The sequence below is a fragment of the Gordonia sp. (in: high G+C Gram-positive bacteria) genome (genome assembly GCF_047606305.1).
In the GTDB taxonomy this organism is placed as follows: domain Bacteria; phylum Actinomycetota; class Actinomycetes; order Mycobacteriales; family Mycobacteriaceae; genus Gordonia.
Window position 1 is genome coordinate 1 of record NZ_JASGER010000002.1, and the last position, 21,599, is coordinate 21,599.

Annotated in this window: 22 protein-coding genes; 8 read left to right on the top strand and 14 right to left on the bottom strand. The window is 70.4% G+C overall.

All coding sequences use genetic code 11. From position 1 onward, the window contains the following. Nucleotides 1–24 precede the first annotated feature (24 nt). The 10 genes from QM634_RS00030 to QM634_RS00075 are packed head-to-tail and all read right to left on the bottom strand — an operon-like array spanning nt 25 to nt 8,257. Nucleotides 25–672, bottom strand: a complete 648-nt coding sequence (locus tag QM634_RS00030) for a DUF4126 domain-containing protein (RefSeq protein ID WP_415040723.1) — start codon at nt 670–672, stop codon at nt 25–27. A gap of 9 nt (nt 673–681) precedes the next feature. Continuing rightward, nucleotides 682–1,470: an ABC transporter ATP-binding protein gene (locus QM634_RS00035; protein ID WP_415040724.1), complete on the bottom strand. Its 789-nt coding sequence runs from the start codon at nt 1,468–1,470 to the stop codon at nt 682–684. Continuing rightward, nucleotides 1,467–1,904, bottom strand: a complete 438-nt coding sequence (locus tag QM634_RS00040) for a lipoprotein LpqH (RefSeq protein ID WP_415040725.1) — start codon at nt 1,902–1,904, stop codon at nt 1,467–1,469. Before QM634_RS00040 ends, QM634_RS00035 begins: the two co-directional genes overlap by 4 nt. A gap of 10 nt (nt 1,905–1,914) precedes the next feature. Continuing rightward, nucleotides 1,915–2,262, bottom strand: a complete 348-nt coding sequence (locus tag QM634_RS00045) for a metal-sulfur cluster assembly factor (RefSeq protein WP_415040726.1) — start codon at nt 2,260–2,262, stop codon at nt 1,915–1,917. Further along, nucleotides 2,259–2,735, bottom strand: coding sequence for a Fe-S cluster assembly sulfur transfer protein SufU (gene sufU, locus QM634_RS00050; RefSeq protein WP_415040727.1), 477 nt, complete (start codon nt 2,733–2,735; stop codon nt 2,259–2,261). The genes QM634_RS00045 and sufU overlap by 4 nt, the downstream gene beginning before the upstream one ends. A 2-nt stretch (nt 2,736–2,737) precedes the next feature. Beyond that, nucleotides 2,738–4,027, bottom strand: a complete 1,290-nt coding sequence (locus tag QM634_RS00055; protein ID WP_415040728.1) for a cysteine desulfurase — start codon at nt 4,025–4,027, stop codon at nt 2,738–2,740. A 9-nt stretch (nt 4,028–4,036) separates the two neighbouring features. Then, nucleotides 4,037–4,810, bottom strand: coding sequence for a Fe-S cluster assembly ATPase SufC (gene sufC, locus QM634_RS00060; RefSeq protein WP_415040729.1), 774 nt, complete (start codon nt 4,808–4,810; stop codon nt 4,037–4,039). Nucleotides 4,811–4,842: 32 nt separating this feature from the next. Continuing rightward, complete coding sequence (gene sufD / locus QM634_RS00065; protein WP_415040730.1) at nt 4,843–6,012, bottom strand: Fe-S cluster assembly protein SufD; 1,170 nt, start codon at nt 6,010–6,012, stop codon at nt 4,843–4,845. Next, the gene (gene sufB / locus QM634_RS00070) at nt 6,012–7,472 is read right to left on the bottom strand and encodes a Fe-S cluster assembly protein SufB (RefSeq protein ID WP_415040731.1); all 1,461 of its coding nucleotides are present in this window, start codon (nt 7,470–7,472) and stop codon (nt 6,012–6,014) included. Before sufB ends, sufD begins: the two co-directional genes overlap by 1 nt. Next, nucleotides 7,469–8,257: a helix-turn-helix transcriptional regulator gene (locus QM634_RS00075; protein WP_415040758.1), complete on the bottom strand. Its 789-nt coding sequence runs from the start codon at nt 8,255–8,257 to the stop codon at nt 7,469–7,471. Before QM634_RS00075 ends, sufB begins: the two co-directional genes overlap by 4 nt. Nucleotides 8,258–8,367: 110 nt before the next feature. Here QM634_RS00075 and mptB point away from each other — a divergent pair, with 110 nt between their 5' ends. Genes mptB through QM634_RS00090 form a run of 3 tightly spaced genes read left to right on the top strand, consistent with a single transcriptional unit; the run spans nt 8,368 to nt 11,895 of the window. After that, nucleotides 8,368–10,158, top strand: coding sequence for a polyprenol phosphomannose-dependent alpha 1,6 mannosyltransferase MptB (gene mptB / locus QM634_RS00080; protein WP_415040732.1), 1,791 nt, complete (start codon nt 8,368–8,370; stop codon nt 10,156–10,158). A 10-nt stretch (nt 10,159–10,168) separates the two neighbouring features. After that, nucleotides 10,169–11,110 carry an ABC transporter ATP-binding protein gene (locus QM634_RS00085; protein ID WP_415040733.1) on the top strand — a complete coding sequence of 314 codons (942 nt, stop codon included), beginning with the start codon at nt 10,169–10,171 and terminating at the stop codon, nt 11,108–11,110. Beyond that, nucleotides 11,107–11,895, top strand: coding sequence for an ABC transporter permease (locus tag QM634_RS00090; protein WP_415040734.1), 789 nt, complete (start codon nt 11,107–11,109; stop codon nt 11,893–11,895). Before QM634_RS00085 ends, QM634_RS00090 begins: the two co-directional genes overlap by 4 nt. On the opposite strand, the gene QM634_RS00095 is transcribed toward QM634_RS00090, so the two are convergent. Together QM634_RS00095 and QM634_RS00100 are read right to left on the bottom strand one after the other, a co-directional pair. Further along, nucleotides 11,882–12,856: a COX15/CtaA family protein gene (locus QM634_RS00095; RefSeq protein ID WP_415040735.1), complete on the bottom strand. Its 975-nt coding sequence runs from the start codon at nt 12,854–12,856 to the stop codon at nt 11,882–11,884. The two genes, QM634_RS00090 and QM634_RS00095, sit on opposite strands and share 14 nt — an antisense overlap. 44 nt (nt 12,857–12,900) lie before the next feature. After that, a complete protein-coding gene (locus QM634_RS00100; protein WP_415040736.1) occupies nt 12,901–13,278 on the bottom strand; it encodes a hypothetical protein in 378 nt (125 codons plus the stop codon). A 44-nt stretch (nt 13,279–13,322) separates the two neighbouring features. Here QM634_RS00100 and QM634_RS00105 point away from each other — a divergent pair, with 44 nt between their 5' ends. Further along, entirely contained in the window at nt 13,323–14,288 is a 966-nt protein-coding gene (locus QM634_RS00105) for a quinone oxidoreductase family protein (protein ID WP_415040737.1), read from the top strand. Nucleotides 14,289–14,294: 6 nt separating this feature from the next. Here the strand turns inward: QM634_RS00105 and QM634_RS00110 are convergent, their stop codons facing one another. Beyond that, on the bottom strand, nt 14,295–14,750 hold the full coding sequence (locus tag QM634_RS00110; RefSeq protein WP_415040738.1) for a hypothetical protein: 456 nt from the start codon (nt 14,748–14,750) through the stop codon (nt 14,295–14,297). A gap of 10 nt (nt 14,751–14,760) precedes the next feature. After that, nucleotides 14,761–15,702 carry a heme o synthase gene (locus QM634_RS00115; RefSeq protein WP_415040759.1) on the bottom strand — a complete coding sequence of 314 codons (942 nt, stop codon included), beginning with the start codon at nt 15,700–15,702 and terminating at the stop codon, nt 14,761–14,763. Between the two features lie 214 nt (nt 15,703–15,916). Between QM634_RS00115 and tkt the strand changes: the two genes are divergently transcribed. The 4 genes from tkt to QM634_RS00135 are packed head-to-tail and all read left to right on the top strand — an operon-like array spanning nt 15,917 to nt 21,594. Then, entirely contained in the window at nt 15,917–18,004 is a 2,088-nt protein-coding gene (gene tkt / locus QM634_RS00120; RefSeq protein WP_415040739.1) for a transketolase, read from the top strand. 18 nt (nt 18,005–18,022) lie between these two features. Next, on the top strand, nt 18,023–19,138 hold the full coding sequence (gene tal / locus QM634_RS00125) for a transaldolase (protein ID WP_415040740.1): 1,116 nt from the start codon (nt 18,023–18,025) through the stop codon (nt 19,136–19,138). 6 nt (nt 19,139–19,144) lie between these two features. Next, nucleotides 19,145–20,689: a glucose-6-phosphate dehydrogenase gene (gene zwf / locus QM634_RS00130; protein ID WP_415040741.1), complete on the top strand. Its 1,545-nt coding sequence runs from the start codon at nt 19,145–19,147 to the stop codon at nt 20,687–20,689. Next, entirely contained in the window at nt 20,686–21,594 is a 909-nt protein-coding gene (locus tag QM634_RS00135; protein WP_415040742.1) for a glucose-6-phosphate dehydrogenase assembly protein OpcA, read from the top strand. The genes zwf and QM634_RS00135 overlap by 4 nt, the downstream gene beginning before the upstream one ends. The last annotated feature ends 5 nt before the right edge of the window (nt 21,595–21,599 follow it).

Consider the following 21,599-nt stretch of genomic DNA (forward strand, 5'->3'; position numbering starts at 1 on the left):
CAAGCGCGAGCTGGCCGAGCGGCTCTATCCGCCGCGGCGCGTCGCCCGCCGCTGACGGGCCTGTGCGCGGCGCTCCCGTGCCGCGGCACGGCGCGCCTTGAAGCCGCGGTATCCGCGCCACGCGTAGAAACCGCCCACGACGAAGGCGCCGATCGCCAGCAGGATCAGGATCGGCGCCAGAATCGCGGCGATCGACATGGCGACGCTGCCCACGTCCTCCACGACGCTGAGCACCGGGGCCGCAAATCCCGCGCTGCTCGCATCGGCCGCCGGTCGGATCGCCGCCTTCCCACCGTGCACGGTAAGGGCGGTGACGACCCCCAGCGCGATGGGCAACCAGGCGTCACTGGTGAAGAACTGTCCGGGATCACTCACCACCGCGGTCTGGGCGGCCGCGCCGGTGCCGAAGGCGATCCCGCCCGACGTCGGCCGCACCACCGTCTGCACGACGTCGTTGACGGTGTCCACCACCGGAACCTTGTCCGCGACGACCTCGACGACAAGAAGGACTCCCAGGATCAGCAGGACCCAACCGTTGCTCAGCCAATGCGCGGCCTGTGGCAGGTGGATGAAGTCCAGGTAGCGCCCGGCCAGCCCGAGGATCAGCAGCGGGATGTACGCGTTGAGACCCGCGGACATCGCCAGACCGGCGCCGGTGAGGAGTTCGAGCATGCGCGCAGACTATCGCGCCGCACGCGCGCCGTACCGCCCGTCGGCGTAGGTCACCTCGATGGGGTGGTCGAAGGCCTCGCTGATGGTCGGCGTCGTGAGCGTCTCCCGGGCGGGCCCGGCGGCGGTCACCCGGCCGTCGGCGATCAGCACGGCGTGCGTGGTGCTCGTGGGCAGTTCCTCCAGGTGGTGGGTCACCAGGACCGAGGTCATCGTCGGGTCGGCCGTCCGCAGGCGGTCCATCGTCGCCAGGTACTGCTCGCGGGCGGCGACGTCCAGGCCGGTCGTCGGTTCATCGAGCAACAGGAGGCGGGGCCGGGCCACGAGGGCCCGCGCAATCAGCGTCCGGCCGCGCTCGCCCTGGGACATCGACTGCCACACCGAATCGCGGTGCGTCGCGAGTCCCACCTCCTCGAGCAGGTCGTCGGCCCGACGGATCTGTTCGACGGTCGGCGCCCACCGCAACGGCAGGTCGATCGTGCCGGTGATCCCGGTCAACACCACCTCGCGGGCGGTCAGCGGCGAGGACAGGCGGTGGCGCGGGTCGACGTGGCCGATCAGTGTGCGCAGCTGCGCCAGGTCGACACGGCCCAATCGCCGGCCGAGGACCTCCACGATGCCGGACGTCGGATGGGTCCGCGCGGCGCAGAAACCCAGCACGGTGCTCTTGCCCGCGCCGTTGGGACCGAGCATCGCCCAGTGTTCGCCCTCGTCCACGCTCAGGTCGGCGCCGTGCAGGATCTCGATCCCGTCGCGTCGGAAGGTGACGTCGCGCAGTCGCAGGACCGCGCGATCGCTCACGGGCACGTGACCCGGAACTCGAAGTGCTTGCGCGAGGGCTGGGCCAGGTTCGACATGCTGTATCCGGTGGCCTCACCGGACAGTGTGTATCCACCGGGGGTCTTCGTCGCCGTGCCGGTACCGTCGCCGGCGCCGCGGGCGAAGCCCAGCGACACCCCGTCGACATCGCCCAGCCCGACCGATTCCAGTTCCGGCTTGTCGCCCTCGGTGACCACGGCCGTCATACCGGAGTTCTCCCGGTCGGAGGCGATCCCGATGTGAACCTTTCCGTCCCGGGTCTCGCAGGTCACGCGGTTCTTCGCGACCGCGAGGTTCTTGCCGTCGACGACGACCGTCGCCTCGCCGCCCTCGACGGGCTTCTTGTCCCCCGAGCAGGCGGGCAGGACGAGCAGGACCGCCCCCGCGGCCAGCACGGAGATCTGACGTTTACCCATGGCCGCCAGACTAGACGGTGAAGCCGAGGGCCCGGAGTTGCTCCCGGCCGTCGTCGGTGATCTTCTCCGGGCCCCACGGCGGCAGCCACACCCAGTTGATCTCGAGGTCGGTGCACAGGCCGCTGGCGACGAGCGCCGCTTTCGCCTGGTCCTCGATGACGTCCTGCAGCGGGCAGGCCGCCGAGGTCAGCGTCATGTCCAGTTTCGCGACGGCGTCGTCGGTGATCTCCATGCCGTAGACCAGGCCAAGGTCGACGACGTTGATCCCCAGTTCGGGGTCCACGACGTCGCGCATCGCCTCTTCGACGTCGTCGAGCTGCGGCAACGACGTGGTCGGCTCGCTGTGCGCCTCGGTCATCTCGATTCCCCTTCTCCCACCTTCGCGGGCTCGTCGTCGACGGCCCTGCTCAGTGCGTCCTTGAACGCCATCCAACCCAGCAGCGCGCACTTCACGCGCGCCGGGTACTTGCTCACCCCGGCGAAGGCGATGCCGTCGCCGATCACCTCGTCGTCTCCCGCGTCGGCCCCGCGCGAGGTCATCATCGCGGTGAACGACTCCAGCACCCGGAGCGCCTCGTCGACGGGCAGCCCGACGATCTGGTCGTAGAGCACCGAGGTGGACGCCTGCGAGATCGAGCAGCCCTGCCCGTCGTAGGAGACGTCGGCGACCTCGGTGCCGTCCGGCGACAACTCGACCCGCAGCGTGATCTCGTCGCCGCAGGTCGGGTTCACGTGGTGCACCTGCGCCTGGTACGGATCGCGCAGGCCGCGCCCGTGCGGGTGCTTGTAGTGGTCCAGGATCACGTCCTGGTACATCTGCTCCATCCGCATTCTCAGCGGCCCCCGAAGAACTCTTGTGCCTTGACGATGGCGGCGGCCAGCCGGTCTACCTCGTCGAGCGTGTTGTAGGCAGCGAACGAGGCGCGCGCCGAGGCGGCGATGCCCAGGCGCCGGTGCAGGGGCCAGGCGCAGTGGTGCCCGACGCGGATGGCGACGCCCTCGTCGTCGAGGATCTGTCCCAGGTCGTGGGCGTGCACCCCGTCGACGACGAAGGAGACGGCGCCACCGCGGTCCACGTTCTCGGCCGGACCGATGATGCGCAGCCCGTCGATGCGGCCCAACTCCTCGAGCGCCGCACCGGTCAGCTCGTGCTCGTGCGCGGCGACCGCGTCCATGCCGAGGGCCGACAGGTACTCGACGGCCGCGCCGAGGCCGACGGCCTGCGAGGTCATCGGCACGCCCGCCTCGAACCGTTGTGGCGGTGGCGCGTAGGTCGAGCCCTCCATCGTGACGGTTTCGATCATCGAACCGCCGGTGAGGAACGGGGGCAGCTGCCCGAGCAGGTCGGCCTTGCCGTAGAGCACGCCGACGCCGGACGGGCCGAACATCTTGTGTCCGGAGAAGGCGGCGAAGTCCACGTCGAGCGCGGCGAAGTCGACGGCCATGTGCGGTACCGACTGGCAGGCGTCCAGCACCACCAGCGCACCCACGTCGTGCGCGCGGCGCACCAGTTCGGGCACGTCGGCGACCGCACCGGTCACATTCGACTGGTGGGTGAAGGCGACGATCTTGACCGTGTCGTCCAGGGTCAGCGAGTCCAGGTCGATGCGCCCGTCGTCGGTGACGCCGTACCAGCGCAGGGTCGCCCCGGTGCGCCGGCAGACCTCTTGCCACGGGACGAGGTTCGCGTGGTGCTCGAGCTCGGTGATGACGACGGTGTCGCCGGGTCCGAGCGGCTTGCCGCGCAGGACGCCGGCGGCACGGTCGTCCGAGAGGGCGTAGGCGGCCAGGTTCAACGACTCGGTCGCGTTCTTGGTGAACACGATCTCGTCCGGGCCCACGCCCACGAACCCGGCGATGGCCTCGCGGGCGTGCTCGTAGGCGTCGGTCGCCTCCTCGGCGAGCTGATGGGCCCCGCGGTGCACGGCCGCGTTGTGGTTCAGCAGGAAATCCCGCTCGGCGTCGAGCACCGGCAGCGGGCGCTGGGCCGTGGCACCGGAGTCCAGGTACGCCAACGGCTTCCCGTCCCGCACGCGCCGGTGCAGGATCGGGAAGTCGGCGCGCACCGCGAAGACGTCGAGCGCACCCGGCGCCGTCGCGGCGTTCTCCTGGGCGATGCTCACCGTGGACCCCTACTTGCCGCTCGCGGCACCGGCGAAGCGCACGTAGCCGCTCTTCTCGAGCTCGTCGGCGAGCTCCGGGCCACCGGACTCGACGACGCGGCCGTCGACGAAGACGTGCACGAAGTCCGGCTTGATGTAGTTGAGGATCCGCGTGTAGTGGGTGATCAGCAGGATGCCGCCGTTCTCCCGCTCCTTGTAGCGGTTGACCCCCTCGGAGACGATGCGCAGCGCGTCGACGTCCAGGCCCGAGTCGGTTTCGTCGAGCACGGCGATCTTCGGCTTGAGCAGGTCGAGCTGCAGGATCTCGTGGCGCTTCTTCTCACCGCCGGAGAACCCCTCGTTGACGCTGCGCTCGGCGAAGGCCGGATCGATCTCCAGGTCCTTCATGGCCTCCTTGGTCTCCTTGACCCAGTGGCGCAGCTTCGGGGCCTCACCGCGCACGGCGGTGGCGGCGGTGCGCAGGAAGTTCGACATCGAGACGCCGGGCACCTCGACCGGGTACTGCATGGCGAGGAAGATGCCCGCGCGGGCGCGCTCGTCGACGCTCATCTCGAGGACGTCCTGGCCGTCGAGGGTGACGCTGCCGCTGGTCACCTCGTACTTGGGGTGTCCGGCGATCGCGTAGGAGAGCGTCGACTTGCCCGAGCCGTTGGGGCCCATGATGGCGTGCGTCTGTCCCGACTCGACGGTGAGGTTGACGCCCTTGAGGATCTCGATCGGCTCGGCGTCGGGGTCGGTGGTGGCGACCCGGGCGTGCAGGTCGCGGATTTCCAGAGTGGTCATTGGCTTCTCTTCCTTGGGCTGGGGTGCGGGCGTCAGACGCCGGCGGTTTCGAGTTCGGCTTCGATCGCGGCTTCGAGCCGCTCGCGGATGTCGGGCACCGGGATCTTGGCGATGACCTCGCCGAAGAAGCCGCGCACGACCAGGCGTCGCGCCGCGTCCTCGGGGATGCCGCGGGCCTGCAGGTAGAACAGCTGCTCGTCGTCGAACCGGCCGGTGGCGCTGGCGTGGCCGGCGCCCACGATCTCGCCGGTCTCGATCTCCAGGTTCGGCACCGAGTCGGCGCGCGCACCGTCGGTGAGGACCAGGTTGCGGTTGAGCTCGTAGGTGTCGGTGCCCTCGGCCTCCGGGCGGATCAGCACGTCGCCGATCCACACCGTGTGGGCCTCGTGGCCGTGCCCCTTGGCGGGGTCGCCCTGAAGGGCGCCCTTGTAGGTCACCAGCGAGCGGCAGTTGGGCTGGCCGTGGTCCACGAGCAGGCGCTGCTCGAGGTGCTGGCCGGCGTCGGCGAAGTACAGGCCCCACAGCTCGGCGTCACCGCCGGGTGCGGTGTACCGCACCCGCGGCGACAGACGGATCGTCTCGCCGCCCAGACTGACCGCGAAGTGGCGGATCACCGCGTCGCGGCCCAGGGACACGTGGTGTGCGGTGACGTGGACGGCTTCGTCGTCCCAGTCGTGGATGTTGACCACGGTCAAGTGCGCGCTGTCGTCGACGACGAACTCGACGTTCTCGCCGATCGTCCCGCCGCCGCGCTGGTCGAGCACCACGACCGCCTTGCTGAACGGTTCGGCGTGGATCTGCAGGTGCGAGTACGCGGTCTGCCCGGCGCCGGGACCGTCCATGGTCACGGTGATCGGCTCGCCGATCTGCGCGTTCTTCTCGACGGTGACGACCGTCGCCGAACCGAAGGAGGACCATGCCTGTGCGGCGACCCGGTCGAAGGGGGCGCCGCCCTCGCCCAGGCGCGCATCGTCGCGGCCGACCGTCTCGACGCGCACACCATCGTCGGTGCCCGCCACCCGCACCGCGACGTCCGCGGTGCGCTCGGCGGAGCCGTCGTGCAGGCCGCGGAGGCGGCGGAACGGGGTGAACCGCCACGCCTCCTCGCGTTGGCCCGGGACCTCGAAGGCCTCGACGTCGTAGGAGGTGAACAGCTCGCCCTTGTTGGTGACGATGCCGGGAGCAGAAGTCGTGTCCGCCATCAGCCGACGGCCCCTTCCATCTGCAGCTCGATCAGCCGGTTCAACTCGAGCGCGTACTCCATCGGCAGTTCCTTGGCGATCGGCTCGACGAAGCCGCGGACGACCATCGCCATGGCCTCGTCCTCGGTAAGGCCGCGGCTCATGAGGTAGAACAGCTGGTCGTCGGAGACCTTCGACACGGTGGCCTCGTGGCCCATCGTGACGTCGTCCTCGCGGATGTCGACGTACGGGTAGGTGTCGCTGCGGCTGATCTGGTCGACCAGCAGCGCGTCACACTTCACCGTCGAGCGGCTGCCGTGGGCGCCGGGGTTGATCTTGATCAGACCGCGGTAGGACGAGCGCCCGCCGCCGCGCGCCACCGACTTGGAGACGATGTTGCTGGACGTGTTGGGCGCCAGGTGGACCATCTTCGACCCGGTGTCCTGATGCTGGCCGGCACCGGCGAAGGCGACGGACAGGACCTCACCCTTGGCGTGCTCGCCGGTAAGCCACACCGCCGGGTATTTCATGGTGACCTTGGAGCCGATGTTGCCGTCGACCCACTCCATCGTCGCACCGGCCTCGGCCTTGGCGCGCTTGGTGACCAGGTTGTACACGTTGTTCGACCAGTTCTGGATGGTCGTGTAGCGGCAGCGGCCGCCCTTCTTCACGATGATCTCCACGACCGCCGAGTGCAGCGAATCCGACTTGTAGATCGGCGCCGTGCACCCCTCGACGTAGTGGACGTAGGCGTCCTCGTCGACGATGATCAGCGTCCGCTCGAACTGGCCCATGTTCTCGGTGTTGATGCGGAAGTAGGCCTGCAGGGGAATGTCGACGTGCACGCCCTTCGGGACGTAGATGAACGATCCGCCCGACCAGACGGCCGTGTTGAGCGCGGAGAACTTGTTGTCGCCGGCCGGGATGACCGAGCCGAAGTACTCCTGGAAGAGCTCAGGGTGCTCGCGCAGACCCGAGTCGGTGTCGAGGAAGATGACGCCCTTCTCCTCGAGGTCCTCGCGGATCTGGTGGTAGACGACCTCGGACTCGTACTGCGCGGCGACGCCGGCGACCAGGCGCTGCTTCTCCGCCTCCGGGATGCCGAGCTTGTCGTAGGTGTTCTTGATGTCCTCGGGCAGGTCCTCCCACGACTCGGCCTGCTTCTCGGTCGAGCGCACGAAGTACTTGATGTTGTCGAAGTCGATGTCGTCGAGGTCGGCGCCCCAGTGCGGCATCGGCTTGCGGTCGAAGATGCGCAGGGCCTTGAGGCGCTGCTGCAGCATCCACTCGGGCTCGTTCTTCTTGGCCGAGATGTCGGTGACGACGGCCTCGGACAGACCGCGCTTGGCCGACGCGCCGGCTTCGTCGGAGTCCGCCCAGCCGTAGCCGTAGGTGCCCAGCGAGGCGATCGTCTCGTCCTGGGTCATGACGGGGGCTGCGCCCCCCGCGGCGGCGGGGGTTGTCGGCTCGGTGAGCGTCATCGGGAGCCTTCCTTCTTCCTCGGCGCGGGCTGTGCGCCATTCGTTGGGGCTGTCTGGGCAGGTGGTGCGGTGGTCAGCGGCAGCGGGATGTGCGTCGTACAGGCGCAGTCCCCGTTGGCGATGGTCGCCAACCGCTGGACGTGGGTGCCGAGCAGTTCGGTGAAGCGCTGCGTCTCGGCCTCGCACAGCTCGGGGAACTCGGCGGCGACGTGCGCGACCGGGCAGTGGTGCTGGCAGATCTGCATGCCGGCGCCGACCTCGCGGGTGTTGGCCGCATAACCGGCGCTGGTCAGCGCGGAGGCGATCGCGTCGATCGTCGCGGGGACGTCGGCCGACGAGGCGGCAGGGGTGACGTCGGCGGTGACCCGCTCGATGCGGTCGTGGGCGAAGGCGGTGACCGCTTCCTCACCCGCCGCGTCGCGCAACGCGCGCAACGCCGCACTGGCGAGGTCGTCGTAGGCGTGCCGCAGCTTGCCACGGCCGGCGGCGGTGAGCTGGAACCAGCGGGCCGGGCGCCCGCGGCCGCGCTGCCCGCCGCCGAAGCCGTGGTCGGTCTGCGCCGCCTCGGCCTCACCGGCCGCGAGGAGTGCATCGAGGTGCCGGCGCACGCCGGCGGGGCTGATGCCCAACCTCTCGGCGATGTCGCCGGCGGTCAGCGGACCGTCCTCACCGAGCAGCTCGACCACCGCGTGGCGCGTCTGGCCGTCGGCCTGCACACCGCCCTGGACCTGCCCGGCGTCGACCGGCGCGGCATCTGCGCGCACGGCTCGACGGGAGGGGGTCATGCTTTTCACAACACAAGTGTGACGTAATTTCTTCCGCCCCCACAAGCAAGGGTCGCCTTACCGCCCGACCGGGTGAGGGCCCGCCGCAGCGCCGACTAGAGTCGTATCCCGTGGCCTCTCCCCTGCTCGACTACCTCGGTCTGGCGCCGCGGCGCGCCACCGCCTCGGCCGAGCCGGTGAGCGCGGCGGCCGACGAACCCGGTGACTACGGCGCGACGGTCGCGGCGCTGCATGCCGACGAGCCCGAGGTCGGACCGCTGCGGGCCGCGGAGAACAAGCGTCTCGCCCGCATCAAGATCTTCGGCGCGACCGGGTCCATCCTGCTGCTGATCGGCTCGCTGGGCACCGGCGACAAACTCCCGGTCAGCCAGAACCCGGTCGCCGGGATGCGCGTCCTGTCCTTGCCCTCGCGCATGTATGCCACCGCCTTGACGCTGTCGATCTCCGGCACACTCATCCTGGTGGTGGCGTGGCTGCTGATCGGCCGGTTCGCCGTCGGCCGCCTGTCGGTCGAGGTCTTCCACGGCAAGACCCCGGCCCGACGGATGACCCGGCGCCAGGCCGACCACACGCTGCTGCTCTGGATCACCCCGATCATCTTCGCGCCGCCGCTGCTCAGCAAGGACGTCTACTCGTACCTGGCGCAGAGCGCCATCGCCTACATCGGCAAGGACCCCTACACGGTCAGCCCGCTGAAGGGTTTGCCGCCGGGCACCCCGCTCTACGAATTGGCGGGCTCGGTCCCCAACATCTGGAAGGACACGCCGGCGCCCTACGGACCCTTGTTCCTCTGGCTGGGCGAGCACATCACGGCGATTACCGGCGACAACATCACCGTCGCCACCTTCCTGCACCGGATCCTGGCCCTGGCGGGCGTCGCGATGATCGTGTGGGCGCTGCCGCGCCTCGCCCGTCGCTGCGGCGTCTCACCGATCGCCGCCCTGTGGCTCGGGGCCATGAACCCGCTGGTGATCCTGCACCTGGTCGGAGGCATCCACAACGAGTCGCTGATGCTGGGCATGATGCTCGTCGGCCTGGAACTCGGCCTCGCCGCCGTCGATGCGACCAGCCGCTTGAGCAGACCCGGTTCCCGCTGGCTCCCCTCCGCGGCCGGATGGCTGTTGATCGCCGGTGCCGCGGTCATCGCGATGTCGTCGATGATCAAGGCGACCTCGATCATCGCGCTCGGCTTCCTGGGCATCGCCCTGGCCAGACGGTGGGGGGCGACGCTGCCCGCGCTGCGGCACGCCCCCGTGCGGGAGTGGTGGGACAGATCGCGCGACTCCGCGGTGGCCCTGCTGCGCTCCGCGTCACTCATGGGGGCGATCGCCGTCGTCGTCATCGTCGGGATCTGTCTCGGCACCGGCCTGGGCTTCGGCTGGACCGGAACCCTGTCCACCGGCGACATCGTGCGCTCGTGGATGTCGATGCCCACCGCGCTGTCCGTGGGCGCGGGGCGCGGCGGCGTCTGGCTCGGCCTCGGTGACCACACCCAGGCGATCCTGAGCATCGTGCGACCGTTGGCGCAGCTCATCGCCGGCGTCTACATCATCCGATGGTTGCTGGCCACCCTCGCCGGCCGCATCCACCCGATCGGCGCGCTCGGCATCTCGATGGCGACCATCGTGCTGTTCTCGCCCTTCACCCAGGCCTGGTACCTGCTGTGGGCGGTCATCCCGCTCGCCGCCTGGGCCTCCGACCGCTGGTTCCGCCTCGGCGCCATCGCGTCGTCGGCGCTCATCGCGACCGTGGTGATGCCCACCAGCTCCAACACGACCGGCATCGTGGTCGCCCAGGCACTGCTGGCGGCCATCATGACCGCGGCCGTCCTCACCGCGCTCTTCTTCGAGGAGCGGCCCAAATGGCTGCCCTCGCTCCGGCGCCGCGAGCCCTCCCGATAGGTTGGGAGGCGTGGCTCCCCCCGATCCCGCCGTGACGATCACCGGCCTGCGCAAGGCCTTCGGATCGCTCGTCGCGGTCGACGGAATCGATCTGACGCTGCGCCGCGGAACCGTCCTCGCACTCCTCGGGCCGAACGGGGCCGGCAAGACGACCACCGTCGAGATCTGTGAGGGATTCACCCCGGCCGATGCCGGCACGGTGCGGGTCCTGGGCCTGGACCCCCGCGCGGACAACGACGAACTGCGCACCCGGATCGGCGTCATGCTGCAAGGAGGTGGCGCCTACCCCGGCGCCCGTGCCGCCGAGATGCTGCGGCTGTGCGCCGACTACAGTGCCAATCCGCTCGACCCCGACTGGCTGCTGGAGGTGCTGGGCCTCTCGTCGGTCGCCACCACGCCGTTCCGACGGTTGTCCGGCGGTCAGCAGCAACGACTGTCCCTCGCCTGCGCGATCGTCGGGCGACCCGAACTCGTCTTCCTCGACGAGCCCACCGCGGGCCTGGACGCCCACGCGCGCATCCTCGTCTGGGATTTGATCACCGCGCTGCGGGCCGACGGCGTGAGCGTGCTGCTGACCACGCACATGCTCGATGAGGCCGAACAGCTCGCCGACGACATCGTCATCGTCGACGCCGGACGCGTCGTCGCCGCGGGCACACCCGCCGAACTCACCGCCCGCGACACCGGCGGAATCCGATTCAGCGCCGGCCCCGGCCTACCCGTCGTCGACGCGGCCACCGCGGTCGCCGCCGTCTGCGACGGCGCCACGGTGACCGGCGCCGAGACCGCGCCCGGCGAGTATTCGCTCGACGGCCCGGCCTCGCCCGCCGCCATCGCCGCGCTCGCGCGCTGGTGTGCCGACCACGACGTCCTGCTGACCCAGCTGCGCGTGGACAGCATGAGCCTGCAGGACGTGTTCTTGAGTCTGACCGGCCGGGAGGTCCGCGAATGAGTGCCACCGCCTTCGAGCCCGGCGCCTTCGAGCCCGATCCCCGTCCGGCGCGGATTCCGCACATGATCGCCGCTCAGTCGGCCCTCGAACTGCGGTTGCTGCTGCGCAACGGCGAACAACTGTTGTTGACGATGTTCATCCCGATCACCCTGCTGATCGGGCTGTGCGTGGTACCGCTGGACACCGACGCCGGCGATCACCCGGCGGCGCGGGCACACACCTTCCTGCCGGTCATCCTCGCCGTCGCGATCATGTCGACCGCCTTCACCGGGCAGGCGATCGCCGTCGGCTTCGACCGGCGCTACGGCGCGCTCAAACGCCTGGGGGCGACCGCCATCCCGCGCTGGGGGATCATCGCGGGCAAGTCGATCGCCGTGGTCATCGTCGTGCTGCTCCAGATGGTGCTGCTCTGCGCGATCGCCGCCGGGTTCGGCTGGCGCCCGTCCGTCTCGGGCCTCGGCTTCGCGATCCTCGCCGTCGTCGTGGGCACGGTGACCTTCGCCGCCCTCGGGTTGGCCCTGGGCGGCACGGGCAAGGCGGAGGTCGTGCTGGCGGTCGCCAACCTCGTGTGGTTCGTCCTGGCGGGCATCGGAAGCCTCGTCGTCCTGGGCTCGCGGGTGCCGGCGGCGGCGCGAACCTTCGCCCGCGGCACACCGTCGGGGGCGCTCACCGACGCACTCGCCCAGGCCGACGCCGGCCGCTTGGCCGTCGGGACCCTGGCGGTCCTTCTCGTATGGGCGGTGCTGGGCACCGCGGCGGCGGTGAAGTGGTTCAGGTTCGACTGACGGCGCGCACCCGCGGCCGCATCACCTGGTAGAGGATCGCCGTCTCGGCCACGACCGAGCAGGCGCCCGCGACGTGCAGGACCACGAGCACCGCCGGGACGTTCGTCAGGTACTGCACCAAGCCGATCAACGACTGGGCGAGCACCACCAGCAACACGATCCGCAGACGCCGCACGACCACCGGGTCTTGCACGCCCGCGCGGATCAGGGCGGCGGCCCCGACCACCAACGCCACGAAGACCAGTACCAACAGCCCGTGCACCAGGGTCAACGCCGGGATGCTGGCGTGCAGCCGGTCGATCGCCTTCGGATTGGTCCGATCCCCCGCGTGCGGACCGGCGCCGGTCACGGTGACGCCCGCGGCCAGGGCGAAGGCCAGTGCCACCACGGAGGCGGCCGCCAGATGCCGGGCCGCCGGCGGCGCCGCGTCGACCCGCTCACCGTCGTCGGGCTGTCCGACCTTGACGTAGAGGGTCGCCGCCAGCCACACCATGGCGGTGGAGACGAGCAGGTGGGCGCCGACGATCCACCAGCGCAGGTCGGTGAGGACGGTGATCCCGCCGAGGATGCCCTGGAACAGGGTCGAGGCCGGGAGGATCCAGGCGTAGACCCGGATCTCTCGGCGACGTCGGGCGCGCGTCACCGCCAGCACGATCGCCGCCGCGGTCGTCACGACGATCCACACCGCGATCTGCCGGTTGCCGAACTCGATCGCCTGGTGCCACCACGGCACGTCCTCCGAGGGCAGCGGCAGCAGGGAGTCGTCGTGGCACTTGGGCCACGTCGGACAGCCGAGCCCGGAGGCGGTCACGCGGACCACCGATCCGGTCACCGCGATCAGGGCCTGGGCCAGCAGTGCGGCCAGGGCGATGCGGCGTTGCGCGGTCACCCCGGGCAGGGGCAACAGGTCCACCGCGCGATGCCATGTGCGGACGATCGGATTGCTGGCCACGGCATCCATACTACGAAGCGTCGTAGTGGTGCCGGTCGGTGGGGATGGCGGCCTCAGTCGAGGATCGCGTTGTTGCGCGCCTTGGGGAACCGGCGCTGGCGGGCCACCCAGCCGGCCATCTTGCGCCAGTGCGACGGCGCGACGGTCGCCGAGGAGACCAACTCGCGCGTCCACTCGTCGGAGACGGTGAGGCCCTCGACCGAGTCCACGACCGCCTTGGCGGTCGCCTCGTCGCGCACCACGCGGTCGCCGAGGATGCCGCCGTCGCCGCCGACGAGGGTGATGCGTACGCCCGCGTCGCCGATCGGCTGCAGGATCGCGGTGGCCGAGCCGCCCTCGCGCTGCACGTAGCGGCGGATCGAGCTCACGACCTCACCGGGGGCGGTTGGCGCGGCGGTGTCGGCGGTGGTCGGGGCGGCGTCGGTGCTCATGGGTGTCGATGATACCGGCGCGCGCCGCGGTGTAGAACGGGGACATGCACGCGATTGTCGTCACCGAACACGGCGGACCCGACGTTCTGTCCTGGCGGACCGAGCCGGATCCGGTGACCGGGCCCGGCCGGGTCGTCGTCGACACGAGCGCCGCCGGGGTGAACTTCATCGACACCTATCTGCGCCGCGGACTGTATCCGAGCACTCCCCCGTACATTCCGGGCACCGAGGGGGCCGGGGTGGTCGTCGCGCTCGGCGCCGGAGTCGACGACCTCGCCGTGGGCGACCGCGTCGCGTGGTGCGACGCACCTGCTTCCTACGCCGAGCGGGTGGTCGTCGACGCGGCTCGCGCGGTGCCGCTGCCAGAGGCGATCCCCGACGACACCGCGGCGACGATGCTGTTGCAGGGTTTGACGGCCGACTACCTGCTCGACGGGGCAGCCCACCCCCGGCGCGGCGACACGGTGCTGGTCCACGCCGGCGCCGGCGGCGTCGGGTTGTTTTTGACCCAGTTGGCGGTCGCGGCAGGGATGACCGTGATCAGCACCGTCTCCAGCGACGAGAAGGCGGCACTGTCGCGCGACGCCGGTGCCGCGCACGTGCTGCGCTACGGGCCCGATCTGGCTGCACGCGTTCGCGACCTCACCGGCGGCGCGGGTGTGGCGGTCGCCTACGACGGGGTCGGCAAGGACACGTTCGAGGCCAGTCTGGCGGCCACCGCGGTGCGCGGGACGGTTGTGCTGTTCGGCGCCGCGAGTGGACCGGTGCCGCCCTTCGACCTGCAGCGCCTCAACGGCGCCGGGTCGCTGAGCGTGACCCGACCCACACTGGCGCACTTCATCGCCGATCCCGCCGAGTTCGCCCTGCGGACCGGCCGGTTGGTGACCGCGGTGGCCGACGGGACCGTGCACATCCGCGTGGGGGCCCGATACCCGCTGTGCGACGCCGCGCAGGCACATCGGGACCTGGAGGCTCGGAAGACCACCGGCTCCATCGCCCTCGTCACCTGAGGCGCGTCACAAGTGCGCGCGGATCACACAGGTCTGGTGACCGTCGAACAGTTCACGCAGACGCTCGTGGTGCTCGTCACCCGGCTCGGGCCAATTCCAGAAGGTGACGCCCAGGTTGCCCAGGGCCCACGGTTCACCGTCGACCCACCGCCATTCGTGGGTGCGCAGCGCCGCACCGCACGCCGGACACGGCAGCACGTCCATGCCACTTCCCTGGATCCAGGCGGTGAACACCGGATCGGCCGCCTCGATCCAGGTGGCGGTGTCGAATCGCCGGTCGCACGTCGGACACACGGCCTGCTGACCCGTGTTCTCCACCGGCAGGTGGACCAGCGGGCCGACGCTCACCTCGACGCCGTCGAGCCGCTCGACGAGCACCCACCGACGGACGCGCTCGGCGAGTATCGGTGCGTCGTCGGCGGACACATCGAGGTCGACGAGGATGATCTGCGAGTCGCTCATGCCCGCGGGCTCAGGAGAAGTACGAGGCGATCGTGGGCAGGTGGAACACCGCGTCGATCGCCAGGCCGCAGAAGAGGGCGGCCAGATACTCGTTGGACTGCAGGAAGACCTTCAGCGGCACGACTTCCCTGCCCTGGCGCGTCTGCCGGTACAGCTTCCAGACGCGCTGGGCGAACCACGCACCGACCAGGATCGCGACGGCCGCGTAGACCGCGCCCGCCGCCGGGATGAGGACGAAGGAGGTGATCACGGTCGCGATCGTGTAGATCACCATCTGCCGGGTGACCTGCTCCTCGGTGGCCACCACCGGGAGCATCGGCACACCGGCCGCCTCGTAGTCCTCTCGGTAGCGCATCGCCAGCGCCCAGGTGTGCGGCGGCGTCCAGAAGAAGATCACCAGGAACAGCACCACCGGCTGCCAACTGAGCGAGCCGGTGACCGCGGCCCAGCCGACGAGCGTGGGCATGCACCCCGCCGCGCCTCCCCACACCACGTTCTGCGAGGTGCGGCGCTTGAGGATCAACGTGTAGACGCCGACGTAGAACGCGATGGTGATCATCACCAGCACCGCGGCGAGCAGGTTGGCGAACCGCCACAGGACCAGGAAGGACGCGGCACCGAGGAGGACGCCGAACACCAGCGCGGCGCGCGGGGTGACCGCGTGACGGGCCAACGGACGGCGCTGGGTGCGCTTCATCTTCTGGTCGATGTCGGCGTCGGCGACCATGTTGAGCGTGTTCGCGCTGGCCGCGCCCAGCCAACCGCCGATCAGCGTCGCGCCGATCAAACCGATGTTCACGGTGCCGCGGTCGGCCTGCAACATCACCGGGATGGTCGCGACCAGCAGCAACTCGATCACGCGCGGTTTGGTGAGCGCGATATAGGCGCCCAGGACGTTGCGGATGCGAAGCAGAACCGAATCGGGGGAACCGCCGGTCGAGTGGTCGGCCACCGGGCTGCTGACGCCCGCGCGCTCACTACTCAACTTGCTCACTCCGCTTGTTCGACGACGCTATCGACTCTTCTCCGGGCGATTCGACACCCGGGGCCGCGCTACTACGAAGTGTAGACCCGGCCACACCCCGCACACCGGTGGGTACGGACTAGGCTGAGACGCACCATCCCCATTCGTGCCAGTCCCGCCTCAGCCAGGAGAACGACAACCCGTGGTCCACGCCGACGAGATCGCCAAACTCACCCAGCCCGCCCACCCCTCCGACTGGACCGACCTGGACACCAAGGCGGTCGACACCGCCCGCCTCTTGGCCGCCGACGCGGTGCAGAAGTGCGGCAGCGGGCACCCCGGCACCGCGATGAGCCTGGCGCCGCTGGCCTACACGCTGTTCCAGCGCGTCCTGCGCCATGACCCCACCGACACCGAGTGGGTCGGCCGCGACCGCTTCGTGCTGTCCTGCGGCCACTCCAGCCTGACGCTGTACGTCCAGCTGTACCTGGGCGGTTTCGGCCTCGAACTCGCCGACCTCGAAGCGCTGCGAACGTGGGAGTCGCTCACCCCGGGCCACCCGGAGTACCGCCACACCAAGGGCGTGGAGATCACCACCGGACCACTCGGCCAGGGACTCGCCTCGGCGGTCGGCATGAGCATGGCCTCGCGCCGCGAGCGCGGGCTCTTCGACCCCGATGCGGCCCCGGGCGCCAGCCCCTTCGACCACTACATCTACGTCATCGCCTCCGACGGCGACATCGAGGAGGGGGTGACCAGCGAGGCCAGCTCGCTCGCCGGCACCCAGGAGCTGGGGAACCTGATCGTCTTCTACGACGAGAACCAGATCTCCATCGAGGACAACACCGACATCGCGCTGACCGAGGACGTCGCCGAGCGCTACCGCGCCTACGGCTGGCACGTGCAGACCGTCGACGGCGGCGAGAACGTCACCGGCATCGAGGCGGCGATCGACGCGGCCAAGGCGGTGACCGACCGGCCGTCGCTGATCTGCGTGCGCACCGTCATCGGCTACCCCGCGCCGACGAAGATGAACACCGGCGCCGCCCACGGCGCCGCACTGGGCGCGGACGAGATCGCGGCCACCAAGAAGATCCTCGGGTTCGACCCCGACCTCTCCTTCAACGTCGCCGACGACGTCATCGCGCACACGCGCGGGCTCGTCGACCGCGGCGCACAGGCCCACAAGACGTGGACCGAGGCCTTCGACGCCTGGGCGGCCGCCAACCCTGAGCGCAAGGCGCTGTTCGACCGCCTGCACGCCCAGGAGTTGCCCGACGGCTGGCGCGACGCACTGCCGACGTGGGCGGCCGGCGAGTCGGTCGCCACCCGCAGTGCCTCGGGCAAGGTGCTCGGTGCGCTCGGCCCGGTCCTGCCCGAGCTGTGGGGCGGTTCGGCCGACCTGGCCGGGTCGAACAACACGACGATCGCGGGCGCCGATTCCTTCGGTCCCGCCTCCATCTCCACGTCGACGTGGACCGCCGAGCCCTATGGGCGCACCCTGCACTTCGGCATCCGCGAGCACGCGATGGGCTCGATCCTGTCCGGCATCGTGCTGCACGGACCGACCCGGGCCTACGGCGGCACCTTCCTGCAGTTCGCCGACTACATGCGCCCGGCCGTCCGCCTGGCCGCACTGATGGAGATCGACCCGGTCTACGTGTGGACCCACGACTCCATCGGCCTCGGCGAGGACGGCCCGACCCACCAGCCGATCGAGCACCTTGCCGCATTGCGCGCCATCCCACACCTGGACGTGATCCGACCGGCCGATGCGAATGAGACCGCCCACGCCTGGGCCACCGTGCTGACCCGTCGCACGCACCCCGCCGGGTTGGCGCTGACCCGCCAGAACCTCCCCGTGCTCGAGGGCACGTCCGCCGAGGGCGTCGCCGCGGGCGGCTACGTCCTGGCCGACGCCGAGGGCGGCAAGCCCGACGTGATCCTCATCGGCACCGGGTCCGAGGTTCAGCTGGCCGTGCAGGCGCGCGACGAGCTGGCCAAGGCCGGAATCGCCGCACGGGTCGTCTCGATGCCCTGCGTCGAGTGGTTCGACGAGCAGCCCCAGTCCTACCGCGACTCGGTGCTGCCCCCGCAGGTGCGCGCCCGCGTCGCGGTCGAGGCCGGCATCGCGATGCCGTGGTACCGCTTCGTCGGCGACGCCGGAGAGATCGTGTCCATCGAGCACTACGGCGCCTCCGCCGCCTACGAGGTGCTCTACGAGAAGTTCGGTGTGACCGCCGACGCCGTCGCCGAGGCCGCGAAGCGGTCGGTGGCGAAGACCAAATAGGTAAGCGAGGATTGGACCATGAGCACCAACGAACGCCTGGCACAGCTGAGTGAAGCGGGGGTGTCGGTCTGGCTCGACGACCTCTCGCGCGAACTGTTGCGCAGCGGGAAGCTGGCCGAGCTGATCGCCACTCGATCGGTCGTCGGGGTCACGACGAACCCGTCGATCTTCCAAGCCGCCCTGTCCGACGGCGACAGTTACGCCGACCAGGTGGCGTCGTTGGCCGCCGGGGGTGCCGATGTCGACACGGCGATCCGCACGATCACCACCGACGACGTCCGGGACGCGTGCGACGTCTTCGCGCCGGTCTTCGTCGAATCCGACGGCGTCGACGGCCGGGTGTCGATCGAGGTCGACCCGCGTCTGGCCCACGACACCGACGGCACGGTGGCGCAGGCGATCGAGCTCTGGCAGACCGTCGACCGGCCCAATCTGCTCATCAAGATCCCGGCGACCAAGGCGGGTCTGCCCGCGATCACCCGGGTGCTCGCCGAGGGCATCAGCGTGAACGTGACGCTGATCTTCTCCGTCGAGCGATACGGCGAGGTCATCGAGGCATACCTCGACGGTCTGGATGCCGCGCTCGCCGCCGGCCACGACATCGCCGATCTGCACTCGGTGGCCTCCTTCTTCGTCTCCCGCGTCGACACCGAGGTGGACAAGCGCCTCGAGGCGATCGGGACCGACGAGGCCCTGGCCCTGCGCGGCAAGGCGGCGCTGGCGAACGCGCGCCTGGCGTATGCCCGCTACCTCGAGGTGTTCACCAAGGAGGTCCGCTTCCCGGATCTGGCCGCCCAGGGCGCCCGCACGCAACGGCCGCTGTGGGCCTCCACCGGCACCAAGAACGCCGACTACCCGGACACGCTGTACGTCTCCGAGCTCGTCGCCCCGGACACCGTGAACACGATGCCCGGCAAGACGATGGAGGCCTTCGCCGACCACGGCTGGGTCGACGCCGAATCGATCGTCGGCCAGGAGGGCGCGGCCCGCGAGGTGATGACGCAGGTCGCCGCGGCCGGAGTCGACCTGGACGAGGTGTTCACCGTCCTGGAGGACGAGGGCGTCACCAAGTTCATCGACGCGTGGACCGACCTGCTGGCGGCCACCTCCGAGCAACTCGGCACCAAGGCCTGACGCCCGGTGGCCTCGACACGTCGACCTGCGGCCCATCGCAACCCGCTGCGCGACGAGCACGACAAGCGCCTCCCCCGGATCGCCGGGCCGTGCTCCATGGTGATCTTCGGCGTGACCGGCGACCTGGCGCGCCGCAAGCTGATGCCGGCCATCTACGACCTGGCCAACCGGGGCCTGCTGCCGACCGGGTTCGCGCTCGTCGGCTTCGCCCGCCGTGACTGGGCCGACGAGGACTTCGCACAGATCGTGCACGACGCGGTGCGCGAGAACTCCCGCACCCCGTTCCGCGAGGAGGTGTGGCGCGAGCTGGCCAAGGGCATCCGGTTCGTGGAGGGCTCCTTCGACGACGACGAGGCCTTCGACCGCCTGTCGCAGACGTTGCTCGCACTCGACGAGGTGCGCGGCACCGACGGCAACCACGCCTTCTACCTCTCCATCCCACCGGCGTCCTTCCCCGTCGTCTGCGACCAGCTCAAGCGCTCGCAGCTGGCGCAGCCGCGCGACGGCCGGTGGCGGCGCGTCGTCATCGAGAAGCCGTTCGGTCACGACCTGACGAGCGCCCGCAAGCTCAACGCGGTGGTCAACAGCGTGTTCCCCGAGGACTCGGTGTTCCGCATCGACCACTACCTGGGCAAGGAGACCGTCCAGAACATCCTCGCGCTGCGTTTCGCCAACCAGCTGTTCGACCCGGTGTGGAGCGCCCACTACATCGACCATGTGCAGATCACCATGGCCGAGGACATCGGCCTGGGCGGCCGTGCCGGCTACTACGACGGCATCGGCGCGGCGCGCGACGTCATCCAGAACCACCTGCTCCAACTGCTCGCCCTGGTGGCGATGGAGGAGCCGGTGTCCTTCGCCCCCGCCGAGCTGCAGGCCGAGAAGATCAAGGTGCTCTCGGCCACCCGCAACATCCTTCCGCTGGACGCCAATTCGGCCCGCGGGCAATACGGCCCGGGCTGGCAGGGCAACGAGAAGGTCTGCGGCCTGCTCGACGAGGCGGGCTTCGCCAAGGACTCGACCACCGAGACCTACGCCGCGATCGCCCTCGAGGTCGACACGCGGCGCTGGGCGGGCGTGCCGTTCTACCTGCGCACCGGCAAGCGCCTGGGCCGCCGCGTCACCGAGATCGCCCTCGTCTTCAAGCGGGCGCCGCACCTGCCCTTCGACTCCACGATGACCGCCGAGCTGGGCCAGAACGCCCTGGTGATCCGCGTGCAGCCCGACGAGGGCGTCACGCTGCGCTTCGGTTCCAAGGTCCCCGGCTCGTCGATGGAGGTCCGCGACGTCAACATGGACTTCAGCTACGGCGAGGCGTTCACCGAGTCGTCGCCGGAGGCCTACGAGCGGCTGATCCTGGACGTGCTCCTCGGCGAACCGTCGCTGTTCCCGGTCAACGAGGAGGTCGAGCTGTCCTGGCACATCCTCGACCCGGTCCTCAAGGACTGGGCCAAGAAGGGCAAGCCCGAGACCTACGAGTCGGGGACGTGGGGGCCCACCAGCGCCGACGAGATGCTGGCCCGCACCGGACGCAGCTGGAGGCGACCGTGATCAAGCGACTCGACGACACGTCGACCACCGACGTCTCCAAGCAGCTCGTGCGGATGCGCGACAGCGGTGGTGCGGTCACCCTCGGCCGCGTCCTGACCCTGATCGTCAAGACCGAGCCCGGCGACGACACCGAGGCCGCGATCGCCGCCGCCAACGAGGCCAGTCGCGAGCACCCCTGCCGCGTCATCGTCGCGGCCGCTGCAGACCGCCGCAAGTCGGCCCGACTCGACGCCGAGATCCGCGTCGGCGGGGACGCCGGCGCCTCCGAGGTGGTCGTGCTGCACCTCTACGGCGACCTGGGCGCCCACGCGCACGCGGTCGTGACGCCGTTTCTGCTGCCGGACACCCCGGTGGTGACCTGGTGGCCGGGTACCGCGCCGAAGAACCCCGCCAAGGACCGGCTCGGCGCCCTGGCGGGTCGGCGCATCCTCGACGGCACGAACCGGTTCGACGCGCAGGGGGTACTGGCGCAGCGGTTGCGCAGCTACTCCCCCGGCGACACCGACATCGCCTGGGCCCAGATCACCCCGTGGCGGGCGCTGCTGGCGGCCGCCTTCGACCGGGCCCCGGCCCGCAAGCCGACGCAGGTGCGCGTGAGCGGGCCCGGCCCGTCGGTGGGCCTGGACCTGCTCGCCGGCTGGTTGGCCGAGTGCCTGCGCGTGCCCACCGAACGGCTGACCGGCGACCTGGGGGTCCAGGTCGATTGCGCCGACGGACTGCTCTCGCTGACCGCCGACGGCAACGACACGCTCGTGCGCGACCCGGGACGACCGGATGCGCGCACCCCGTGGCGCGAGCGCACCACCGGCGAGTGTCTCGCCGAGGAGCTGCGCCGATTGGACCCCGACGAGACCTACGCCCGCGCACTGCACGGGACCAAACGACTCCTGCACACCACGAGGTGACACCG